Below are 20,272 nucleotides of genomic sequence, written 5' to 3'. Positions count from 1 at the left end.
ATCCAAAAAACCCAAAACTACGCGGCTTTGCGTTCGACCATCATCTTTTTGATCTGCGCGATGGCCTTGGCGGGGTTGAGACCCTTGGGGCAGACTTTGGTGCAGTTCATGATGGTGTGGCAGCGATAGAGCTTGAAGGGGTCTTCGAGGTTGTCGAGGCGCTCACTGGTGGTTTCGTCGCGCGAATCGATCAGCCAGCGATAGGCCTGGAGAAGTGCGGCGGGGCCGAGGTATTTTTCGCCATTCCACCAATAGCTCGGGCACGAGGTCGAGCAGCAGGCGCAAAGGATGCACTCATAGAGCCCGTCGAGCTTGGAGCGGTCTTCGACTGACTGGGTCCATTCTTTTTGCGGGGTGGGCGAGGTGGTTTTCAACCACGGTTCGATGGCGCGGTGCTGAGCGTAGAAGGTCGTCAGATCGGGGACGAGGTCCTTGACGACCGGCATATGCGGCAGCGGGTAGATCTTTACCGGGCCCGAGGAGTCGTCCATGCCCTTGGTACAGGCGAGGGTATTGAGCCCGTTGATGTTCATCGAGCACGAACCGCAAATGCCTTCGCGGCAGGAGCGGCGCAGCGTCAGGGTCGGGTCGACCTTGTTTTTCACGTAGAGCAGCGCATCGAGGATCATCGGGCCACAATCGTTGAGATCAACGAAATAGGTATCGATGCGCGGGTTCTCGTTCTTGTCGGGATCGTAGCGATAGATGTGGAACTCGCGGAGGCGCGTGGCGCCTTCGGGCTTGGGCCAGGTTTTACCCTTTTGCGGCTGATCGGCCTTGCGCAAAGTCAGTTCGGCCATTCTTTTGTTCCTTCAGAGGCGGACGCGTGGGTCGTCCGAAAGGCGTTCAGTTCAGTGTCGTGAGAGCTTTGAGCTAAAGCCCCAATCATCAGTAGTTCGGCTTACAAACCTGGTTCGATTTGGCGACATAGGTGTTGTAGGCGTCGTAATCCGCGGCTTTGGGCGAGCCGCCCTTCATCGAGGCAATGACGACGGCCATGAAGCGCTCGTCGATCAGGGTCATCGCCGCATCAGCCTTGCAGCCGCAGAGCGTCGCGTCCTGGGCGATGCCCATGCAGACTTTATAAAACTCATCCTTTTGCGCGGCGGTCGGCGCGGCGGCAAAGCTCGGCGCGGCGCTGGCGAGAAGCAAAGGAAGGGCAAGGAGCAGTTTATGCATGGGTCTGATCCCGGGAGGCGGGGTTGGTCCGTGGTGCCGGCGCGGCTTTGGCATCGGCAGGCTTTTGCGCCGCGGACTTGCCATCGCGATGGGCGAAGGCGGCGGCCCAGATGTCCTGCTCTTTTTCGTCAAAACCTGCGCAATTGCGGCACATGGTTTGGGTCCTTAGTAAACGCGCGCCTTGGGGGCGATCTTCTTGAGATCGATTCCACCCTGATCGTAAGGGGTCAGGGGCTCGGTGATCACCGGGCGATAGGTCAACGCTACAGCGCCCGTGGCGATATCGACCGTGGCCAGCGTATGCTTGCGCCATTCGACGTCGTCGCGATTGGGAAAATCCTCGTGGGCGTGAGCGCCGCGCGATTCGTGGCGGGCTTCAGCCGAGACGACCGTCGCCATGGCGCAGGCCATGAGGTTTTCAAGCTCGAGCGTTTCGACGAGATCGGAATTCCAGATCAGCGAACGATCGGTGACCTTGACGTCGGGCAGGCGCGAATAGATCTCGCTCATGGCTTTGACGCCATTCTTGAGCGAGGCGTCGGTGCGGAAGACGGCCGCATCGAGCTGCATGGTGCGCTGCATCTCATCGCGCAACTTGGCCGTCGGCTGGCTGCCATTGGCGTTGCGGAGGCGATCGAAGCGGGCGAGGATTTTTGCGTCCTCGGCGGCATTGATGCCGGGGATGGGCGCGGCCTTATCCATCACCTTGCCGGCGCGGATGGCGGCGGCGCGGCCAAAAACCACGAGATCGGTGAGGGAATTCGAGCCCAGGCGATTGGCGCCATGCACCGAGGCGCAGGCGGCTTCGCCCACAGCCATCAGGCCCGGCACGATGCGGCCTGGATCGTCAGCCGTAGGGTTGAGGACTTCGCCGTGATAGTTCGCGGGGATGCCGCCCATATTGTAGTGGACGGTCGGCAGGACCGGGATCGGCTCACGGGTGAGGTCGACGCCGGCAAAAATCTTGGCGGATTCGGTTATGCCCGGCAGACGCTCGTGCAGCACTTTTGGATCAAGATGATCGAGGTGCAGATAGATGTGGTCCTTGTTGGGACCGACGCCGCGGCCTTCGCGGATTTCGAGCGTCATGCAGCGCGAAACGACGTCGCGCGAAGCGAGGTCCTTGGCGTTGGGGGCATAGCGCTCCATGAAGCGCTCACCCTCGGAATTGGTGAGATAACCACCCTCGCCGCGGGCGCCCTCGGTGATGAGAACGCCGGCACCGTAAATGCCGGTGGGGTGGAACTGCACGAATTCCATATCCTGCAATGGCAGGCCGGCGCGGGCCACCATGCCATTGCCGTCACCGGTGCAGGTATGGGCCGAAGTCGCGGAGAAGTAGGAGCGGCCATAGCCGCCAGTTGCCAGCACCACCATCTTGGCGCGGAACCGGTGCAGCGTGCCGTCGTCGAGCTTCCAGGCGATGACGCCCTGGCACTCGCCGTTTTCGCCCATGATCAGATCGAGCGCAAAGTACTCGATGAAGAACTGCGCGTCGTTCTTGACCGACTGGCCATAGAGCGTGTGCAAAATTGCGTGGCCGGTACGGTCGGCGGCGGCGCAGGTGCGCTGCACCGGGGGACCATCGCCGAATTCGGTCATGTGGCCGCCGAAGGGACGCTGGTAGATGCGGCCATCCTGCGTGCGGCTGAAGGGCACGCCGTAGTGCTCAAGTTCGTAGATCGCGGCGGGGGCTTCGCGGGCCAGATATTCCATGGCGTCGTTGTCGCCGAGCCAGTCCGAACCCTTGACGGTATCGTACATGTGCCACTGCCAGGAATCGGGCCCCATGTTCTGGAGCGAAGCGGCGATGCCGCCCTGGGCTGCGACAGTGTGCGAGCGGGTGGGGAAAACCTTGGTGATGCAGGCGGTGTTAAAGCCCTGTTCGGCCATGCCGAGGGTTGCGCGGAGACCAGCGCCGCCAGCGCCAACCACCACCACGTCGAATTCGTGGTCGATCAGTTCGTAAGTGGCCATCGTGATCAACCCCAGAAGACGAGTTTGGCAATGGCGCCGATGGCGGCCACCGCAACGAGAAGACAAAAGAGCGTATTGAGCAGCATGGCGAGGCTGAACATGCGGCCATGGACATAGTCTTCAAGCGTGTCGCGCATGCCATTGCGCATATGGACGGCAACGATCGCGATCAGTACCGCGAAGGGCAGACCGATCAGCGGATTGCCGATGACGCCGACCATATCCGCACGATCCTGCCCGCCAAGACGCACGATGATGAACAGCAGAAAGCCCAAAAAAACGATGTTGATGAGGCCGGTGATGCGCTGCGTCATGAAATGACGCGTGGCGGCCTTGGCATCGCCATAGTGGGTCTTGGGATTGGCGACCATGTCGCGGGTAACGGTTTCACGCATGTGTCAGGCTGCCCACACAAAGACGGTCCAGATAAGAAGGGTGATGACCACCGAGGCGACGAGCGTGGCCCAGGCCATGGTCTCGCGCTGGCCCGGCTCCATCATCGCGGCAAAGTCCCAGACCCAATGGCGGAGGCCACCGCACATGTGGTGGACGAGGCTCCAGGTAAAGCCAAAGAGCACGATCTGCCCGAACCAAGAGGCAAAGACCACGTTGACGAGATCCAGCGCATCCTGATCCAGCGCCGCTGCGACAAGCCAGATCGCGACCAGCGTCATGCCGGCATAATTGGCGATGCCGGTGGCGCGATGAAGGATCGACATGGCCATGGTGATGGTCCAGCGATAAATCTGCAGATGCGGCGAAGTGGGGCGGGCTCTGACCGACATGGGATATCCGGGGCCTGGGGGACTCAATGTGGTCCAGTTTGGAATAGTTCGAGATTACTAGCCGCCATTCCTTACCAAATCAAAGCTCTTTCCGGCCTTCCATCTCCGCCTTTTGGCGAATACCGCACTTTGTTCGCAGAGCGAACGTCATGTTCGCGGGACGCGCGGGTTTTTGAGCTTTTGGGATTTAGGCGTGGGCCGACTGGGGTGATTGCCACTCGCGGCCTGATGCGCCAAGGAGGCGCGAACCATTGAGTCGTGCCCGTGCCGCTGTTGCTTCTCGTCAATCAATTCATCTTCATGCTCGGCTTTTACATGGTCGTGCCGTTCCTCGCCGTATTCATGCGCGAGGACCTGGCGCTGCAAAGCGCGGCGATCGGGCTGGTGCTGGGGATGCGCACCTTTGCCCAGCAGGGACTGTTTGTCGTCGGCGGGGCGTTTGCCGACAAACTGGGGCCGCGAAAGCTGATCCTTCTCGGTTGTGCCACGCGGATTGTCGGGTTCGGCATTTTAGCGTTCAGTTTTGATTTCACGACTGTGCTGATCGGCGCCTGTTTGACGGGCTTTGCGGGAGCGCTGTTTTCGCCGGCTATCTCGTCGCTCGTGGCTAAGGTCGGTGACGACAAAGAGGGGCGGGCGCGGTTTTTTGCCAAGCTCGCCGTCTGGGGGGAACTGGGCGCAGTCGCAGGACCATTTGTCGGGGCGCTGCTGCTCGGGATTGGCTTCAAGGCCATGGCCCTTGGTGGCGCTTGTGTCTTTGCCGTTGCCTATCTCATCCTGCACATGCGCTTGCCGCGTGAGGTGCAGGCGCCGCGGCGGGCGGAGGATGGCCCCTGGTGGCACGTGTTCCGCGATCGGCTCTTTGTGCTCTTCACCCTGGCCCATAGCGGATTTTTGTTGAGCTACAATCAGCTCTACTTTGCGCTCCCCGTCGAAATCACCCGATCGGGCGGCAGCGAAACCGAGATGGCACCGCTCTTCATGCTCGCTTCGCTGATGATCGTGACGCTGCAATTGCCGGTAACGCGTATCGCCCAGCGCCTGCCCTTGAGTTTGAGTCTCTCCGCGGGTTTTATCTTAATGGCGCTGGCCTTTGGCACCGTCGCTTCCTTTGCAAGTCACGCCCCCATGGGAGGGCTGCTGAAACTGGCGCCGGCAACGTTGATGGTGATCTTGCTGATCCTGGGGCAGATGATCGTCAAACCGATTGCCATGGATATCGTGGCGCGGATGGCGGGGACGCGGCCGACTGGCGTTTATTATGGCGCGTTGGCATCGGCGGGCGGCCTGACGGTACTTTTGGGAAATGTGCTGATCGGGCCGTTGCTCGATGGTGCGCTAAAACCTGGCAGTTCAGCGCCGCTGCCCTGGCTGATCCTTGGCTTGGTGCCAGCCATTTGTGCGCTTGCCATTATTCCGATCGCCCAGGCCGTCAGCCGGCGCGCCCGGGCTTGACAGGTCGGGAGCAATAGGTTCTGAGAAACATGACAGTAGATGTCATGAATGGATGGGCCATGGTTTCTCGCCGCCTTGTCACGCTGTTGAGCGTGCCTCTTCTTCTCGCGCTCGCAATGCCGGCCTTGGCGCGCGACATCACGCATGCCATGGGCGTTACCGATGTGCCCGAAAAGCCGCTGCGCATCGTGGCGCTGACCAATGAGGCGACCGAGGATCTTCTCGCGCTCGGTATCGTGCCGGTGGGTGCCGTGCGCTCGGCCAATGCCGATCCCTGGTTCGACCATGTCTCGGAAATGCTCAAGGGTGTCACGGTCGTTGGCGAGGAACTGGCGCCCAACCTCGAGGTCATTCTCTCGCTCGAGCCCGATCTGATCCTGGGCAACAAGAAGCGTCACGAAGATATCTACGAGCAGCTTTCGGCCATTGCGCCAACGGTGTTCGTCGAGAACATCACCGGCCAGTGGCGGCAGAACCTGGCCTTTTACGCGGACGCTGTGAACCAGACGGAAAAGGGCGCAGAGGTCCTCAAATATTATGAAGATCGCGTGGCGCGCATCAAGGCGTCGCTTGGTGATCAGGTGAATGAAAAGGTCGGGCTGGTGCGCTTCATCGCGGGCCAGAACTACGCCTATAACAATGACAGTTTTTCGGGCTCTATCCTGCGAGACATCGGCTTCGGCCGCCCCGCGGCGCAGGACAAGGCCGGCTTGGCCGAAAAGATCACGCTCGAGCGCATTCCCGAACTCGATGGCGATCGCCTGCTGCGTTTCAGCTACGAAACCGGCGATGGCGGCGCGACCAAGGAAGCCGAAACCTGGATGGCCTCGCCGCTCTGGGAGAATCTGAGCGTCGCCAAGGCGGGCCATGTCTATCCCGTATTCGACACCGTCTGGGCGACGGCCGGTGGCGTAATGGCCGCGCATCTGGCGCTCGACGATATCGAAAAAATCTACGGGCTTGCCTCGTCGCGCTGAGCCGCGACTATCCGATCATCTGCAAGAGGTGCCCGCCCAATTGGCGGGCACTGCCCACGACGATATCGCCCTGCAAGACGAGGCTGACGGCAAGGCCCCAAAGACCCAAGGCGATGAGGATGGTCAAGAGCCATCCCTTGGCACGATTCGACATGAGCTCATGATAGGCGGTCAGCGGAACCGGTATAGGGATTGCACGCAAGTGTGAGCCAAAACGGCTGCGCGGTAACCACACCCAGCAAAGTGTAATGCGGGCAGCGCGGCCTTTGCGTAAGCTTGGAAAAACGGCCAATGAAGACCATGCTTACCAAGCTCAAGACTGCAATTTTCGTGGTGTTGATGTCAGCGCTTTTGCTGGTCTGGAGCGTCATGCTGCCGACCACTGGTCTTTTATATCTCTTGGGGTATCTGCACTAGCTTTGGTGACGCGCCCGGGTCAGGCGAGAATGGCCATAGCTAAAAACTGCAAACCTGCCCCAAGGACGAGAACCAACATCCAGGCCTCGACGGCTAGCCCAGTGATGACGGTTAACCTTCCGAAATCCACCGCTTTATCCTCCCCCTCGCAGGTTTTTCTGCTTTTGGGAAAAATGAGAATACACGCGATTCGTTTCCGATGCTCTAAGACTTTTTAGTGACAGACGCTGGGGATACGCCGCCAGAGAAGCCATATTCTGGCGTTTGATAAAAAGATCTGAGCAAATAGAATTGCTTACCGATCTGATAATGAAAATGGCCATGACTGAAAAAGTTCTGCTGCGCGACACCCAAATTCTCTCGGAAGACTGGGGAACGCTCTCGCGCGTGACGCTCGACTACCAGCGCGACGACGGCACGGTGCAGCGCCTGAGCCGCGAAGTCTATGACCATGGGAATGCCGCAGCCATTCTGCTCTATAATCCAGAGAGCCGATCGGTGCTGCTGGTGCGCCAGTTTCGCTATCCCGTCATGGCCAATGGCGACCCGGCCTTTTTGCTCGAAGTCTGCGCCGGCCTATTGGATGGCGATGACCCGAAAAACTGCGCCGAGCGCGAGGCGCTCGAGGAGACCGGTCATGCGCCGAGCGACGTGGTCCATGTCTGCGACGCCTATATGTCGCCGGGCTCGGTGACGGAAAAGGTGAGCCTGTTTCTCGGACACTATGGGGCCGAGACCTATCGCTCTGCCGGCGGCGGGCTCGTCGATGAAGGCGAGGAGATTGAAGTCGTCGAACTTGCCTTTGCAGCGGCGTTCAAAATGATCGGCACCGGCGAGATAACCGATGCCAAGACCATCGTGCTGCTCCAGCATCTGGCGCTGAAATTGGCGTCTCAGTAGTCGACCAGTTTCTTATCGGGATCATAGGGCTGGTCGGCGACGACCTTGGTCACGGCCTGGCCGCACCGCATTTTTTTGCTGACGGCGTCAAACCCATAGGTGGGACTGCCATGCAGTTCCCAGCCTTCGATCAGGGCCTTGGTGACCTTGTGGCAAAAAGCTGAATCGTCTTCGCCGGATAAAAAGCGATAGATGCGCATGCATGGCCCCCTTGCATTGGCGCCTATGCGCCGAGATTGATTCTAACGGCTCTTAGCGCTAATCCAATGCTCATGCACAGCTTTCCAAAAGAACTGCTCAGCGGCCACGCCAATTTTCTGGCCGGACGTTATCTGCGCGAGAAGGAACGCCTTCGCGATCTCGCCTCGGTGGGGCAAAGCCCCACCACCATGATCATTGCCTGCTGCGATAGCCGCGCGGCGCCCGAGATGATCTTCGATTCCGGCCCGGGCGAAATGTTCGTCCTGCGCAATGTCGCCAATCTCGTGCCGACCTATCAGCCCGATGGCGGCCAGCACGGCACCTCGGCGGCCATCGAATTTGCGGTCAAGGCGCTCAACATTGCCGATATCGTCGTCATGGGCCATGGCCGCTGCGGCGGCATCAAGGCGGCGCTCGATCCCGATTTCAAATCGCTCGACGATGGCGACTTCATCGGCAAGTGGATGAGCATGCTGGGCGAACTGCCCAACCAGCTCGGACAGAACAGCCTGCTCACCTCGGCCGAACGCCAGACGGCAATGGAGCGGATTTCGATCCGCAACTCGATCCGCAATCTGCGGACGTTTCCCTACGTGGCCGAGCTTGAAGCCGAGGGGAAACTGGCGGTCCACGGCGCCTGGTTCGACATTTCGACGGCCGAACTCTGGATCATGGATCACGACGGCGACTTCATTCGCCCCACCCTTTGATCTAACTGACAGTGTTGAAAAATTCTGGGGCGCCACGGGGCGCCCTTTGTTTTTGGCGCAATCAAGTTGCCGCGCTCCCGCCATCAAGACGCACTTGCGCCATCCCAATCGTGATCAGTTGTCTCGCGCCCCCTGGCTCAAACGACTTGGGATTTGCTTGGTGGAAGAGGTTGGAGAACCGCTAGCGGCCTTTATGAGCTTGATTTTTATCCGCCCGAAAATGGCCCAGAGATTTCTGCGCTCACGCCTTTGTGTGGTCGGCCACGGGACACATTGCCCGCCCATCTTTTGGGAACGGGGCCGCCGGAGAGCGACCCGTCGACGGGGCCACTCGTCGCCTTTCCCAAGACATGGAGCAACCCCATGAAAAAGATCGTCCTTTCGTCCCTTCTCGTTCTCGGTATGACCGGCGCAGTCTTTGCGCAGGGCACGACCGATTTCGCGACCCTCGACGCCGATATGAGCGGCGGGCTGACGCTGAGCGAGGCACAGGTCGGCTGGCCTGATCTGACCGATGAAGATTTTGCCGCTGCCGATACCGACGGCAATGGCGAACTGAGCCCGGAAGAATATGGCGTGCTGACCGGCGCGGCGGCTCCGGCCAACTAAGCTCCGGTTGGGCGATTTCGATCGGGACACTGACCCCCAGGCCCGTTGAAAGCGCTCAGCGTCATTTTCTTCCGCCCGTCGCCTCGCCCTCCCTCGGGGCGGCGGACCCCAGTGGCCGCGGCTACTGACACAACCAAGGATTTCCCCCATGCGTAAACTTGCACTTGGCCTCCTGGCCGCCGGTCTTCTTGCCACGCCCGTTCTGGCTCAGAGCGCGCTGACCTTTGCCGATGTGGATACCGACGGCGATGGTCGCTTGAGCTACGAAGAACTGGTGGTTGTCTGGCCAGACCTGACGCAGGACGATTTTGCGCGGGCCGATATTGAAGGCGCGGGCAGCGTGACACCCGAGCAGCTTGGCGCACTGCAGCCCGCGGCCGTGCCTGCAGCGCCGGCGCCTGATGCTGCTGTGCCTGCGCCAGAGGCCGTACCCGCACCGGCGCCCATGGATGCAGCCCCCTCGCCAGCGCCGATGGATGCCGTGCCGGCCCTGCCCGGTGAAGGCACCCTGGCGCCAGAATGAGCGCATAGCGCTTTCGATAGGAAGTTTGGCGGTCGCTCCCTGGAGCGGCCGTTTTGCTTTAGTCGAGCCGTATAGCGGGTTCGAGGGGCTTTGATTTTCGCAAGGTGACGATCAGACCGATGATCACCAGCACGCCGCCGGCGATCTCGATTCCGGTGATGGTTTCGCCGAGGATGAGATAGCCCGACAGAAGCCCGGTAATCGGCACGAGGAGCGTGAACGGCGCGACGGTCGAAGCGGGGTGACGGCCGAGCAGCCAACTCCAGATGCCGCCGCCGAGAAGCGTTGCGGGATAGGCGAGGAAGGTGATGAGCGCGGCATCGGACCAGGAAAAGCCGCTCAGTGCTTCCCAGATAGCGGGGCCACCCTCGACGGCATAGGAGAGGGCAAAGAGCGGCAGCGGCGCGGCGAGCGAGCCCCAGACGGTAAAAGCGATGGCATTGATCCGGCCGGCCTTCTTGGTGAGCACATTGGCAAGACCCCAGGCCATGGCGGCTAGTAGCACCATGACCAGCGGCACGAGGCCCGCGCCTTCGATGCGTTCGGCGCCGATGACAGCGATCCCCAAAAACGCAACGCCCGCCCCGATGATCTGGAAGCGGCTTGGGCGTTCGCCGAGCAGCACGAAGGCCATGGCCATGGTGAAGAAGGCCTGGGTCTGGAGGACGAGGGAAGAGAGCCCCGCCGGCATGCCCCAGGCTATCGAGAGATTGAGGAAGGCATAGAGCGCAAAGCCGAAGCTGAGACCGAAGCCGACAACGAGCCACCACGGCGCCTTGGGCGGTCGCACAAAGAGCAGCGCCGGGAACGCGGCTGCACAGAACCGGAGCGCGGCGGCAAGGATCGGCGGCAGCGCCTCGACGCTCAATTTAATGACGACGAAATTAAAGCCCCAGATGGCAACCACGAGAAGGGCGAGAAGGATATGGCGGATGGGCATCAGACGCTCACCCGGCGGCGCATGAGGCGCGGGCCGAAGACGTTGATGACGAGGCCGGCGAACACCAGCGCACTGCCAATGATCTCGAGCTCGGTGATGACCTCGCCGGCGAGCAGCACGGCAAAGCCGATGCCGAAGACGGGAACGAGCAGCGAGAAGGGCGCGATCAGCGCGGCCGGATAGCGTTTTAGGAGATAACTCCAGAGCCCGAAGCCGACGAGGGTGGCCGCGTAGCCATTGAACAGCACGATGCCTGCGATGCTGAGGCTGAAGTTTTGCAGCGCGGCGGTGATCGCGCTGGGGCCTTCGATAAGGATCGAAAGGGCGAGCAGCGGGACAATGGGGACGAGACTGCCCCAGACGACGAAGGAGAGCATGTCGATCTGCCCTGCCCGCTTGGACGCGATATTCCCGACGCCCCAAAAGAACGCCGCGGCGATGACCATGAGTAGGGGAACAAGGCTCGTGACTTCGAACCGTTCGACGGCAATGACACCGATGCCGATGATGGCGACCGTGGCGCCGATAACCTGCCAGCGGCCGAGCTTCTCGCCCAGGAACAGCATGGCGAGGCCGAAGGTGAAAAACCCCTGGGTCTGGATGATGAGCGAGGCCAATCCGGCTGGGAGCCCGAGCTTGATGGCCGAGAACAAGAGACCGAACTGGGCAAAGCCGATGGCGAGGCCATAGGTGAGGAGCGTTCCCAAGCGGACCTGCGGCCGCTTGACGAAGAAGACCATGGGCAGCGCGGCGCAAAGATAGCGCATGGCAGTGAGGAGGAGCGGCGGCACCACTTCGACACCCCACTTGATCATGACGAAGTTCAGCCCCCAGGCGAGAACGACGAGGAGAGCGAGACAGAGGTCGCGGAGCGAAAGCATAGGAAATCCAGGGGCGGGACGGCGCAGATCGGCGCCTTTCCGCAAAACGTGGATTTGGGGCGCGGTTGGGGCTTACACCCTGACGCGCGCCACTAAAAGTCACTTCGGAAAATGTCTGCCCTGCGCCATGCCGGAACCGGACGGCGCAGGGGAATGGTCAGGCTGCGATGGCGCGGGCCTTGAAACCCTTTTCGATGAGGGTTTCGGCGATCTGGATGGCATTGAGCGCCGCGCCCTTGCGGAGGTTGTCGGAGACGACCCACATGGCGAGACCATTTTCGACCGTGACGTCCTCGCGGATGCGGCTGACATAGGTCTCGTAATCGCCTACGGTTTCGACCGGCGTGGCGTAGCCGCCGGGTTCGCGCTTGTCGAGAACGGCAATGCCGGGCGCTTCGCGCAGGAGATCGCGCGCTTCGTCAGCCGAGATGGGCTTGTCGAATTCGAGATTGACAGATTCAGAGTGACCGACAAAGACCGGCACGCGTACGGCGGTGCAGGTGACCTTGATCTTGGGATCGAGGATCTTCTTGGTCTCGGCCAGAACCTTCCATTCTTCCTTGGTGTAGCCGTCTTCCATGAACACATCGATATGGGGGATGACGTTGAAGGCGATTTGCTTGGAGAACTTTTGCGGGGTCGGCGAGTCGTTGACGAAAATGCCCTTGGTCTGGTTCCAGAGCTCGTCGACACCTTCCTTGCCGGCGCCGGAAACCGACTGGTAGGTCGAGACGACGACGCGCTTGATGGTCGCTGCATCGTGGAGTGGCTTCAGCGCCACGACGAGTTGAGCCGTCGAGCAATTGGGATTGGCGATGATGCCGTTGCGCTTTTCGTCCTTGAGCCAGCGATCGAGCACATGGCCGTTCACTTCCGGCACGATCAGCGGCACGTCGGAGTGGTAGCGCCAGTAAGAGGAATTATCGATGACGACGGCACCGGCCGCCGCGATCTTGGGCGCCCAATCCTTGGAGATGGAGCCGCCAGCCGACATGATGGCAAAATCGACGGTCGAGAAATCAAAGTGCTGCAGGTCGCGCGCCTTGAGCACCTTGTCGCCATAGGAAATTTCCCGGCCAATCGAGCGGGAGGACGCGAGGGCAAAGACCTCGTCAGCCGGGAACTTGCGCTCGGCCAGGATATTGAGAACTTCGCGGCCCACATTGCCCGTGGCCCCGACGACAGCGACGCGATAACCCATTTTTGGAACTCCGGTCCCTTAACCTTTTCCGCCCCCGCGCGATGATCTCGATCACCGCGGTCAGTGCTGTGAGCCTCTCCCCGGCGGGAGGGAACCCGGGGAAAAGCGTCAGGCGGTTTTGGTGGTTTTCATCATGGCAGTCAGGCCACCGGCTATGAGCCTTGTGGTCGTCAAAACGGCGATGTGGCCGAAGCTGCGCATGAAAATCAGTGCTCTGATAGGAAAAGCAGGACTTCTCATACTCTGAAATAGGAAAGAGTCAATGAAGATTGGTTGGGAAGGGTCTGCGGGTGGGTCACCACCTCCTCCCATCCTCCTCCCCCTCAAATCGCTCCGCTGGAGCGATTTGCCCTTCGGGACGGCTCGGAGCCCATCAAAGGGGGTGTGTCATGGCAGGCGTGGCAGCATCCCCCTAAAACAGCAGATCGGCACCTCCCCCCTTGTGGGGGAGGCCGGGAGGGGGGTACGGGAGGGAGGAACGCGCGCCAAGGACCAAAAACATGACCGATTTCGACATCATCATTCTTGGTGCAGGCGCGGCGGGGCTTATGGCGGGGATCGAGGCCGGGCGGCGCGGACGGCGAGTGCTCGTGGTAGATCATGCGCGTGATCCGGGCGAAAAGATCCGCATTTCGGGCGGCGGGCGCTGCAATTTTACCAATGTCAACGCGACTCATGTCCTGGGGCGCGAGCGCTTCCTGAGCCAGAACCCGCGCTTCGCCTTGTCGGCGCTGTCGCGCTACACGCCCGAAATGTTCATCGAAAAGGTGAAAAAGCGCGGCATCTCTTTTCATGAGAAGACGCTGGGCCAACTGTTTTGCGATGGACCGGCAACGCAGATTGTCGCCATGCTGATCGACGAACTGCGCCAGGCTGGCGCGGCGATCTGGACCGGACGCACCGTGGGTTCGGTCGAAAAGACCGATGCGGGTTTCAAGGTTCTCCTCGGCGATGGCTATGTCACCTCTGAAAGCCTGATCGTCGCGACGGGCGGCAAGTCGATCCCCAAGATGGGGGCGACCGGTTTTGCCTATACGCTGGCCAAGCAATTCGGGCTCAACGTGACCGATACGCGCCCGGCGCTCGTGCCGCTGACCTTTGAGGAAGGTAAGCTCGAAGAATTGCGCGAATTGGCTGGTGTCTCGACCGATGCGATAGTCGGGACGGGCAAAACGAAATTCCGCGAAGCGCTGCTCTTTACCCATCGCGGGCTGTCAGGTCCGGCGATCCTGCAGATCTCTTCCTATTGGCGCGAGGGCGACAGCATCTCCGTCGATCTTCTGCCTGAGCAGGATGCGCTGGCCATGCTGCAGGCGGCGCGCAAGGAACAGCCGCGCAACCACGTCCAGACCGTGCTGGCCGGTCATCTGCCAAAGCGTCTGGCACAACTCATGGGCGAGATGATCAACCAGCCGGGCATGATCGGCGATTTTTCGGACAAGAAGCTGCAGCCGGTGGCCGATCAGGTTTCGCGCTGGACGTTGAAGCCGGTTGGGTCGGAAGGCTATCGCACGGCTGAAGTCACGCTCGGTGGCGTCGATACGACAGGGCTCGATGCCAAGACCATGATGGCGCGGACCGTGCCAGGCCTATACTTCGTGGGCGAAGCAGTCGACGTTACCGGCTGGCTTGGGGGCTATAATTTCCAGTGGGCCTGGGCTTCGGGCTTTGCCGCGGGACAAGCGGCCTAAAGCATGTCTCCCGAAAGTGGGCACCGGTTTCGGGATAAAGACATGCGTTGAACCAAACAGCTAAAGCGCTAAGAGCGACCCTTAAAGGTCGCGACGCGCTTTAGAACTTATAGCCGAGGCGCACGCCGAAATTGGAGAGCCCGTCGTTCTGCGAGCAATAGCCGTTGTTCGACGTGTGCTCATAGGTGACGGTCGCCGTGGCATTCTCACCGAGGCGGGCGCCGACGCCAAAACGCTCATAGAAATTGAGGAAGCAGCCAAAATTCTTGCGGCCGGGCGCGGCGTTTTCCAGCGCGCCGTTGTGTACGGCGCCACCAAAAGTGCCTTCGAGATAGAATGGCGTATCGAAGACCGGCAACTGCCAGGTGAGGCCGGCATGGAGGAGGCTATCCTGGCCATCGAGATTGATGGTGGTGCCGACTTCGGGACGCGGCGAGCCGATCCAGCGGAAGGCATCGATATCGGGCGAGGTGAAGAGCACATCGAAGCTGATGTCTTCGACCTGATTGAGGCGCCATTCGTTCACGAGAAACGGCAGGGCGGCATGGTGCACGTCATGCGCATGGATACCGAAACGCAATTCATCGACCACGCCGGCGAGCGGATGGGGATCATAAAGGTTCTGGGATAGGGCCGGGCTGGCAGAAAGAGCCAGCATACCGATCGCACCGAAAAAGATCTTACGCAGCATCACACCGATCTCACTGTTCCCCAAGAAGCACCTCACTAGCCTCAAAAGTCAATTCTGCTCCAGCCCCCAAGTGCGATTGCGGCGCGTGCAGCGGCAAAAGTGACCGGAAAGCCGCGATCGAGGGTTGAATTCGGGCGCCATCATCGTGATCTAACGATGATTGGTTTCAAACCGGATAATGTCATGTCTGCTTCTTTTGCCCTTTCGCTCCAGGATCTCGCCCCCATCGCCCAAGGCAGTTCGACCACCGACGCCATGGCCGAGACGGTGAAGCTGGCGCAGGCGGCAGACGATTATGGCTATCATCGGCTTTGGTATGCCGAACATCATGGCATGCCCTCGATTGCCTCCTCCGTGCCTGAAATCCTGATCGGCAGTGCGGCTGCGGCGACCAAGGGGCTGCGCGTCGGCTCGGGCGGCGTGATGCTGCTCAATCACGCGCCGCTGCGCATTGCCGAAGCTTATCGGACCCTGGAAGCGCTCCACCCCGGCCGCATCGATCTCGGGCTCGGCCGCGCACCGGGTGGCGACGGCTATGCCATGCGGGCGCTGCGCTCAGGCGGCGGCGAGGAATTTTCGCAGTACCTCGCTGAACTCATGACGTTCGACGAGGACAATTTCCCGCCCGATCATCCCTATTCGCGCGTACCGGTTTCGCCAGGCGGTATTCGCCTGCCGCCAAAGTGGCTGCTGGGTTCGTCCGGTGCCAGCGCGCAAGCGGCTGGCCAGATTGGCTTTGGCTATGCCTTTGCCGCGCATTTTTCGCACACGCCCGCGGCGCCGGCCTTTGCCGCCTATCGCGAGGCCTTCGTGCCGTCTGAAGACTTTGCCGAGCCCAAGACGATTTTGTGCCTTTCGGTGATTGCAGCGCCGACAGAGGAAGAAGCCGCGTTTCTTGGCACCTCGCAGGCGGTCAATTGGGCGCTCTTCGTCACCGGCGAGCAGCGCAACCTGATGCCGCCGGAAGCGGCAACGCAGCGGATGAAATCGCTGACCCCACAACAACAGCAGGTGATTTCCCACCAGGGCAGTCTCTGGATGGTTGGCAGCGCTGAGCGCATGGCCGAAGAAATCACGGCCAAGGCCGAAGAAGCCGGGGCCGACGAGGTGATGATCACGACAACGATCCACTCCTACGAGTTGCGCCGGCGATCTTTTGAGCTTTTGGGCAAGGCGCTTGGCGTGACGCCGCGGAGCTAAGCGCCCCTTAGGCTGCATAGCCAGCTTTACGATGTCTTACGGAAGCTCTGTCAGGCTGAGCCGGTTCAAATTTCCGGAAGCAGTCCTTGAGCGCGGCGAGCATCGTTCTGGCAATCAATCTTTGCGTCGGGGCCATCTTCGTCTCGGCGTTCGGCTTCATTGCCGTTTATCGCCGCTCGGCTGTGGGCGCGCGCTGGCAGGCTCTGGCCTATTCGATGACTTTCGTCATCGGGCTGCTCGAATATTCCATGCCCTACCAGACCAATGCGCAGGCCGCCGCCTACGGTAGTTTTGCCGCGTTTCTGACGGCCATGCTGTTGTCCAATATTGGTCTCGCGCGGCACTATGAGGTCAGGGTGCCGTGGCTCTCGCTCGGCCTCTTGTTTGCGCTGGCGCTGGGGATCAATCTTTTCACACTCGGCATGCCGCGGGATTCGCTGGCGCGCGGGCTGATCTATCAGGCGCCCTATGCGCTGATGCATGTGATCGGTATCCAGATCATTCTGGCCAACAGATCGCGGCGCATGCTGGACCTGACGCTGGTATCGCTCTTTGCGCTAAGCGCGCTGACGTTTTTGGGCAAGCCGTTCCTCGCGCTGGCCATCGGCTCGGGTGGCTCAGTTCAGGGCTATCTCTCGAGCAATTATGCCGCCATTTCGCAGGCGAGTGGCGGCGTCTTGATCATCGCCAATGGTCTGCTCATTCTCTTGATCATGACGCGCGACGTCATTGCGGACATGACGACGCTCTCGGAAACCGATCCGCTTTCAGGCCTTCTCAACCGGCGCGGCTTTGACGAACAGGCCGAGCGGGCGCGGCTGATGGCGCAACGGGCGGGAATGCCTGCCGTCGCGATCACGGCCGATATCGACCATTTCAAGCAGATCAACGACACCTATGGTCACGACCGTGGCGATCAGGTGATCGCAATGTTTGGCGAGCTTTTGAAAGAGAGCTTTGATCAACGCGCCGTCGTGGCGCGGATGGGGGGCGAAGAGTTTGCCGTGCTCCTGCCGGGGGCCGGGCTAACGGTCGCGCGGGGTGCGGCTGAAGCTGCGCGATTGCGTCTGCGGGATCTGCCCAAGGAGATTCGCGGCACCGACAAGCGGATTACCTGCTCATTCGGCATTGCCGTGCTCGACGAGGGCGAAAGCCTCTCGAACTTGCTGCGGCGGGCCGATATGGCGCTTTATGATGCCAAGGCAAAGGGTAGGGACAGGGTGTCTATCGCCCCTGCCCCAAGCTTGGATTCGAATACGCCACAGGGCGCTGCGAGCGCAGAAAAACTCAGTTCAGCGCCGCACGCGGAACCAGTTCGCACTCGCCTGTCGGGGTGATCTTGAGCGCGAGTTGCTGGCGGTCCAGTTCGGCGAACCAGGCTGTCCAGGAACAAGGGCTCATGCCGTCATCGACGCCGAGGCCCTGGCTGCGCACAAAGCGAAGCAAAAGCTTGGATTTCTCTTCCCCGAAACGGTTTCTGATACGGGCGATTGCTGGAATGCCCTTGCGATCGCTAACCCAGCTTTGAATGTCGCTGTGGCGCGTCAAAGTGTGTGTGTTCGACATGTTTGGCCTCCTCCACGAGGTTGGGCACATTGGCCCTTAGCTGCGAAACGGCTCCGATCCTCCATCGGTTCCGTGCATTGCTTCAATTCTGCTCGAACTGTGTGACGAGCTTTAACGCCTCCATTTCCTCCGTTGAAAAATAGTAGAGCCGGTCTGGCGGCGTATCGAGCGCGTGCAGCCACATGGCGGGGTCGACCCCGCTCTTGATCAGGTGCCGCGTGATTTGCGCCGTCGTTGCCTGCGCATCGGCCATAGCGACGCCTGCGACCGCAACGGCATCGGCCGCGCCTTCGCCAAGGCTTGCCGCATAGATTTGGTGGACGCCGATGGCAGCATCGGGACTGGCGATGCGCTCGGCGCCAGAGGCGAAAATGATGGGGCAGGACGAGGCACAGAGATTACCGGCGACAACCTTGGTCGCGAGGGCCTTTTCCTGGATGAGGGCGCCGATCTCCAGCGCGTCCATCACCGAACCTCCGGGCGAATCGAGAACCACAGTCTCAACGTATTCGCCGCGCGCCGCAATCTCGTCGGCAAATCTTTGCGCGGAGCCCGGATCGATGCTGCCGGTCAACTTGAGCTCCCTACCGGCCGAAAGGGTGATGGCAAGCGGCGCTTCAAGGAGATCGGGCGCCGTCGTGATGGACGGCATCGGCCGGCCGGCTGGATCACCTTCAGTGGGCTGGGCCGGCGGCAGAATGGGCTCGAGCGTCGGCAGTACGGCCGGCGGTTCGCTCAGCGCAAGCTCGCGAAAATCGACATAAAGCACGCTTGCCGTGCCGACCAGCAGGGCAAAGAAGGCGACGCGGATGATCGCGCCATCGTCGATGGCAGCGAGCCGGGCGATGATGCCCGGGCTTGCTGATTGGGCGCGGGCATTGGCGTCGGTTTTCATGCCGGGCGGGGCCCATCGGTGCGCTTTCGCTGCGCGGTTTCGATGGGGGTGACGGTGGCATCTTCCACGGGCGCCTCCGCCACGGGAGGCGTCGGCTCCGCTGGAGCCGGCTCGACCTCGGGCTCGCGCTTGGGCTGACCTGTCGTCACATCGATCCCGGCCGCCTCCATGCGGCGATAGAGCGCCATGGCCCGCAGCATTTCGGCAGCGGTGATGTTTTCGGCTTCTTCGAGCGACGAAGACTCTCGGCGCATGGCATCATTGACGATCATGAGGACGAGCACCAGCACGACCGGCAAGAGATCGATGGAAATGGCGCCGGCCCAGGAGGGGATAAAATCCTGCCAATAGCGGAGCACGGCCTCGGCACTCGAGAGGGGCGTATAACGCCGCTGTTCGACTGGGGGCGTTGCAAGAATTTCATCGGCCGCGGCGCTGAGCGCGGCGGATTGTGCGGCGACGGAAGCGCGCACCGTTTCCATCACCTGGCCCTGGCGGTTCATCAGATCGGCCGATTGTCCATCGGCGACCGGCGCGATGAAGCCCGCCGAGAGATCATCGGATGCGCGACGGACGGATGCCGCAACGCCGGTTTGTTGGAGGGACGCGATGATGGCCGAGAGTTGCACGGCCTCGCTTTGAAAACTATCGGTGCGCGGCTCGATGGCGCCGGGCGTTGAAACCAATTCGCGCATGGTGGCGAGCCGAGCCGAGCCCTGCTCGAAGAGCGTTGCCACTTCGTCGCGGCTGCCGGTGATGGTGGCCGCAAGCTGGTTCATCTGCGTACCCATCTGGGTGAGCAATTGCACGACGCTGCCCGAACCGGTGGTACCGGTCAAAGCACCGGATTCGCGTTCATCCGCCGCGAGACCCGAAAACCGTTCGGCCGCGCGCTGCACGTCGGGAAGAAGGCTTTGCGCGGCGAGCGCATTGGCATGGGCGAGATCGAGGTCTTCGGCATAGCCCTGGAGCGTCACCGCCATATGCTGTTCGGTGGCGGCGGAGCCGGCGAGCGCGGCCGCATTGAGCCAGGAGCTCATGGCCATGATCATGAGGCACCCTATCCCCATGGTGAGAAAGAGGCCGACGCGCTGGACGCCTGAGGTCACGAGCGGAATGAACCGCATCATGAAGGTCCAGAAGGCGTAGATGGCGACCGAGACGGCTGCCGAATAGATGATGGCGGCAAAGAAGACGAAGGTAGCAGAGCCATCGAGCAGGCCGCGCACGCCGAGATAGGTATAGACACCGGACGCCAGCGCCAGCACGGCGAGGGAAAAGCGCGTCATGGTTTCGACGCCGCGCACCGTCTCGCTGAGCCGGAAGGCATTGGGCTTGAGCTGCATGAATGTCCCCGCTGCTCGGGCCCCACGGGCCCTGTTAGCGCGACGTTAACATGAGCATCCCGGCAAGATGGAGGCACAAAAGCGTGTGCTGGCAACCCGGCGTCTGGAAGGTGGGCCTTGCCCTCGGA

Annotated in this window: 25 protein-coding genes; 10 read left to right on the top strand and 15 right to left on the bottom strand. The window is 61.2% G+C overall.

Features of this window, described 5'->3' with window-relative positions:
• Positions 1 to 17 precede the first annotated feature (17 nt).
• The 6 genes from ASE94_RS12330 to sdhC form a co-directional block, all read right to left on the bottom strand.
• Positions 18 to 800, bottom strand: coding sequence for a succinate dehydrogenase iron-sulfur subunit (locus tag ASE94_RS12330; RefSeq protein WP_062630637.1), 783 nt, complete (start codon positions 798 to 800; stop codon positions 18 to 20).
• A gap of 88 nt (positions 801 to 888) precedes the next feature.
• The gene (locus ASE94_RS12325; protein WP_062630636.1) at positions 889 to 1,179 is read right to left on the bottom strand and encodes a hypothetical protein; all 291 of its coding nucleotides are present in this window, start codon (positions 1,177 to 1,179) and stop codon (positions 889 to 891) included.
• On the bottom strand, positions 1,172 to 1,333 hold the full coding sequence (locus tag ASE94_RS20995) for a hypothetical protein (RefSeq protein ID WP_156352128.1): 162 nt from the start codon (positions 1,331 to 1,333) through the stop codon (positions 1,172 to 1,174). The genes ASE94_RS12325 and ASE94_RS20995 overlap by 8 nt, the downstream gene beginning before the upstream one ends.
• 11 nt (positions 1,334 to 1,344) lie before the next feature.
• Positions 1,345 to 3,156, bottom strand: a complete 1,812-nt coding sequence (gene sdhA / locus ASE94_RS12320) for a succinate dehydrogenase flavoprotein subunit (protein ID WP_062630713.1) — start codon at positions 3,154 to 3,156, stop codon at positions 1,345 to 1,347.
• 5 nt (positions 3,157 to 3,161) lie between these two features.
• Positions 3,162 to 3,551: a succinate dehydrogenase, hydrophobic membrane anchor protein gene (sdhD, locus tag ASE94_RS12315; RefSeq protein ID WP_062630635.1), complete on the bottom strand. Its 390-nt coding sequence runs from the start codon at positions 3,549 to 3,551 to the stop codon at positions 3,162 to 3,164.
• A gap of 3 nt (positions 3,552 to 3,554) precedes the next feature.
• Entirely contained in the window at positions 3,555 to 3,941 is a 387-nt protein-coding gene (gene sdhC / locus ASE94_RS12310) for a succinate dehydrogenase, cytochrome b556 subunit (protein WP_062630634.1), read from the bottom strand.
• 264 nt (positions 3,942 to 4,205) lie between these two features.
• Between sdhC and ASE94_RS12305 the strand changes: the two genes are divergently transcribed.
• Together ASE94_RS12305 and ASE94_RS12300 are read left to right on the top strand one after the other, a co-directional pair.
• On the top strand, positions 4,206 to 5,396 hold the full coding sequence (locus ASE94_RS12305) for an MFS transporter (RefSeq protein WP_200913638.1): 1,191 nt from the start codon (positions 4,206 to 4,208) through the stop codon (positions 5,394 to 5,396).
• Positions 5,397 to 5,455: 59 nt separating this feature from the next.
• Entirely contained in the window at positions 5,456 to 6,373 is a 918-nt protein-coding gene (locus tag ASE94_RS12300) for an iron-siderophore ABC transporter substrate-binding protein (protein WP_062630712.1), read from the top strand.
• 7 nt (positions 6,374 to 6,380) lie between these two features.
• Here the strand turns inward: ASE94_RS12300 and ASE94_RS21345 are convergent, their stop codons facing one another.
• Complete coding sequence (locus ASE94_RS21345) at positions 6,381 to 6,527, bottom strand: hypothetical protein (RefSeq protein WP_156352127.1); 147 nt, start codon at positions 6,525 to 6,527, stop codon at positions 6,381 to 6,383.
• A gap of 137 nt (positions 6,528 to 6,664) precedes the next feature.
• Between ASE94_RS21345 and ASE94_RS21585 the strand changes: the two genes are divergently transcribed.
• Positions 6,665 to 6,790 carry a hypothetical protein gene (locus ASE94_RS21585; RefSeq protein WP_274532523.1) on the top strand — a complete coding sequence of 42 codons (126 nt, stop codon included), beginning with the start codon at positions 6,665 to 6,667 and terminating at the stop codon, positions 6,788 to 6,790.
• Positions 6,791 to 7,111: 321 nt separating this feature from the next.
• Complete coding sequence (locus ASE94_RS12295) at positions 7,112 to 7,690, top strand: NUDIX domain-containing protein (RefSeq protein ID WP_082461194.1); 579 nt, start codon at positions 7,112 to 7,114, stop codon at positions 7,688 to 7,690.
• On the opposite strand, the gene ASE94_RS12290 is transcribed toward ASE94_RS12295, so the two are convergent.
• Positions 7,684 to 7,890 carry a DUF1737 domain-containing protein gene (locus ASE94_RS12290; RefSeq protein ID WP_061908382.1) on the bottom strand — a complete coding sequence of 69 codons (207 nt, stop codon included), beginning with the start codon at positions 7,888 to 7,890 and terminating at the stop codon, positions 7,684 to 7,686. The genes ASE94_RS12295 and ASE94_RS12290 overlap by 7 nt on opposite strands.
• A gap of 66 nt (positions 7,891 to 7,956) precedes the next feature.
• Between ASE94_RS12290 and ASE94_RS12285 the strand changes: the two genes are divergently transcribed.
• The 3 genes from ASE94_RS12285 to ASE94_RS12275 all read left to right on the top strand — a co-directional run bounded on the left by ASE94_RS12285 (position 7,957) and on the right by ASE94_RS12275 (position 9,733).
• Positions 7,957 to 8,601 carry a carbonic anhydrase gene (locus ASE94_RS12285; protein WP_200913637.1) on the top strand — a complete coding sequence of 215 codons (645 nt, stop codon included), beginning with the start codon at positions 7,957 to 7,959 and terminating at the stop codon, positions 8,599 to 8,601.
• Positions 8,602 to 8,964: 363 nt separating this feature from the next.
• Positions 8,965 to 9,210 carry a hypothetical protein gene (locus ASE94_RS12280; protein WP_062630632.1) on the top strand — a complete coding sequence of 82 codons (246 nt, stop codon included), beginning with the start codon at positions 8,965 to 8,967 and terminating at the stop codon, positions 9,208 to 9,210.
• Positions 9,211 to 9,358: 148 nt separating this feature from the next.
• Entirely contained in the window at positions 9,359 to 9,733 is a 375-nt protein-coding gene (locus ASE94_RS12275) for a hypothetical protein (protein WP_062630631.1), read from the top strand.
• A 58-nt stretch (positions 9,734 to 9,791) separates the two neighbouring features.
• Here ASE94_RS12275 and ASE94_RS12270 read toward each other — a convergent pair whose 3' ends face one another.
• The 3 genes from ASE94_RS12270 to ASE94_RS12260 all read right to left on the bottom strand — a co-directional run bounded on the left by ASE94_RS12270 (position 9,792) and on the right by ASE94_RS12260 (position 12,755).
• The gene (locus ASE94_RS12270; protein ID WP_062630630.1) at positions 9,792 to 10,673 is read right to left on the bottom strand and encodes an EamA family transporter; all 882 of its coding nucleotides are present in this window, start codon (positions 10,671 to 10,673) and stop codon (positions 9,792 to 9,794) included.
• Entirely contained in the window at positions 10,673 to 11,554 is an 882-nt protein-coding gene (locus tag ASE94_RS12265) for an EamA family transporter (protein ID WP_062630629.1), read from the bottom strand. The genes ASE94_RS12270 and ASE94_RS12265 overlap by 1 nt, the downstream gene beginning before the upstream one ends.
• Positions 11,555 to 11,711: 157 nt before the next feature.
• The gene (locus tag ASE94_RS12260) at positions 11,712 to 12,755 is read right to left on the bottom strand and encodes an aspartate-semialdehyde dehydrogenase (RefSeq protein ID WP_061908387.1); all 1,044 of its coding nucleotides are present in this window, start codon (positions 12,753 to 12,755) and stop codon (positions 11,712 to 11,714) included.
• A gap of 500 nt (positions 12,756 to 13,255) precedes the next feature.
• Between ASE94_RS12260 and ASE94_RS12255 the strand changes: the two genes are divergently transcribed.
• The gene (locus tag ASE94_RS12255) at positions 13,256 to 14,446 is read left to right on the top strand and encodes an NAD(P)/FAD-dependent oxidoreductase (protein WP_062630628.1); all 1,191 of its coding nucleotides are present in this window, start codon (positions 13,256 to 13,258) and stop codon (positions 14,444 to 14,446) included.
• A gap of 100 nt (positions 14,447 to 14,546) precedes the next feature.
• Here ASE94_RS12255 and ASE94_RS12250 read toward each other — a convergent pair whose 3' ends face one another.
• Entirely contained in the window at positions 14,547 to 15,137 is a 591-nt protein-coding gene (locus tag ASE94_RS12250) for an acyloxyacyl hydrolase (RefSeq protein WP_061908389.1), read from the bottom strand.
• A gap of 183 nt (positions 15,138 to 15,320) precedes the next feature.
• On the opposite strand from ASE94_RS12250, the gene ASE94_RS12245 reads away from it, so the two are divergent.
• Entirely contained in the window at positions 15,321 to 16,337 is a 1,017-nt protein-coding gene (locus ASE94_RS12245) for an LLM class flavin-dependent oxidoreductase (protein ID WP_062630709.1), read from the top strand.
• Between the two features lie 86 nt (positions 16,338 to 16,423).
• Entirely contained in the window at positions 16,424 to 17,674 is a 1,251-nt protein-coding gene (locus tag ASE94_RS12240) for a GGDEF domain-containing protein (protein WP_062630627.1), read from the top strand.
• On the opposite strand, the gene ASE94_RS20680 is transcribed toward ASE94_RS12240, so the two are convergent.
• The 3 genes from ASE94_RS20680 to ASE94_RS12230 form a co-directional block, all read right to left on the bottom strand.
• Entirely contained in the window at positions 17,625 to 17,903 is a 279-nt protein-coding gene (locus ASE94_RS20680; RefSeq protein ID WP_082461189.1) for a hypothetical protein, read from the bottom strand. The genes ASE94_RS12240 and ASE94_RS20680 overlap by 50 nt on opposite strands.
• An 82-nt stretch (positions 17,904 to 17,985) precedes the next feature.
• A complete protein-coding gene (locus tag ASE94_RS12235; RefSeq protein ID WP_162236088.1) occupies positions 17,986 to 18,798 on the bottom strand; it encodes an ATP-dependent Clp protease proteolytic subunit in 813 nt (270 codons plus the stop codon).
• The gene (locus ASE94_RS12230; RefSeq protein WP_062630626.1) at positions 18,795 to 20,144 is read right to left on the bottom strand and encodes a hypothetical protein; all 1,350 of its coding nucleotides are present in this window, start codon (positions 20,142 to 20,144) and stop codon (positions 18,795 to 18,797) included. Before ASE94_RS12230 ends, ASE94_RS12235 begins: the two co-directional genes overlap by 4 nt.
• Between the last annotated feature and the right edge of the window lie 128 nt (positions 20,145 to 20,272).

This window comes from Devosia sp. Leaf64 (genome assembly GCF_001421945.1).
Taxonomy (GTDB): domain Bacteria; phylum Pseudomonadota; class Alphaproteobacteria; order Rhizobiales; family Devosiaceae; genus Devosia.
The sequence above is the reverse complement of the archived record's forward strand: the minus strand, read 5'-3'. Positions and strand labels throughout refer to the sequence as shown.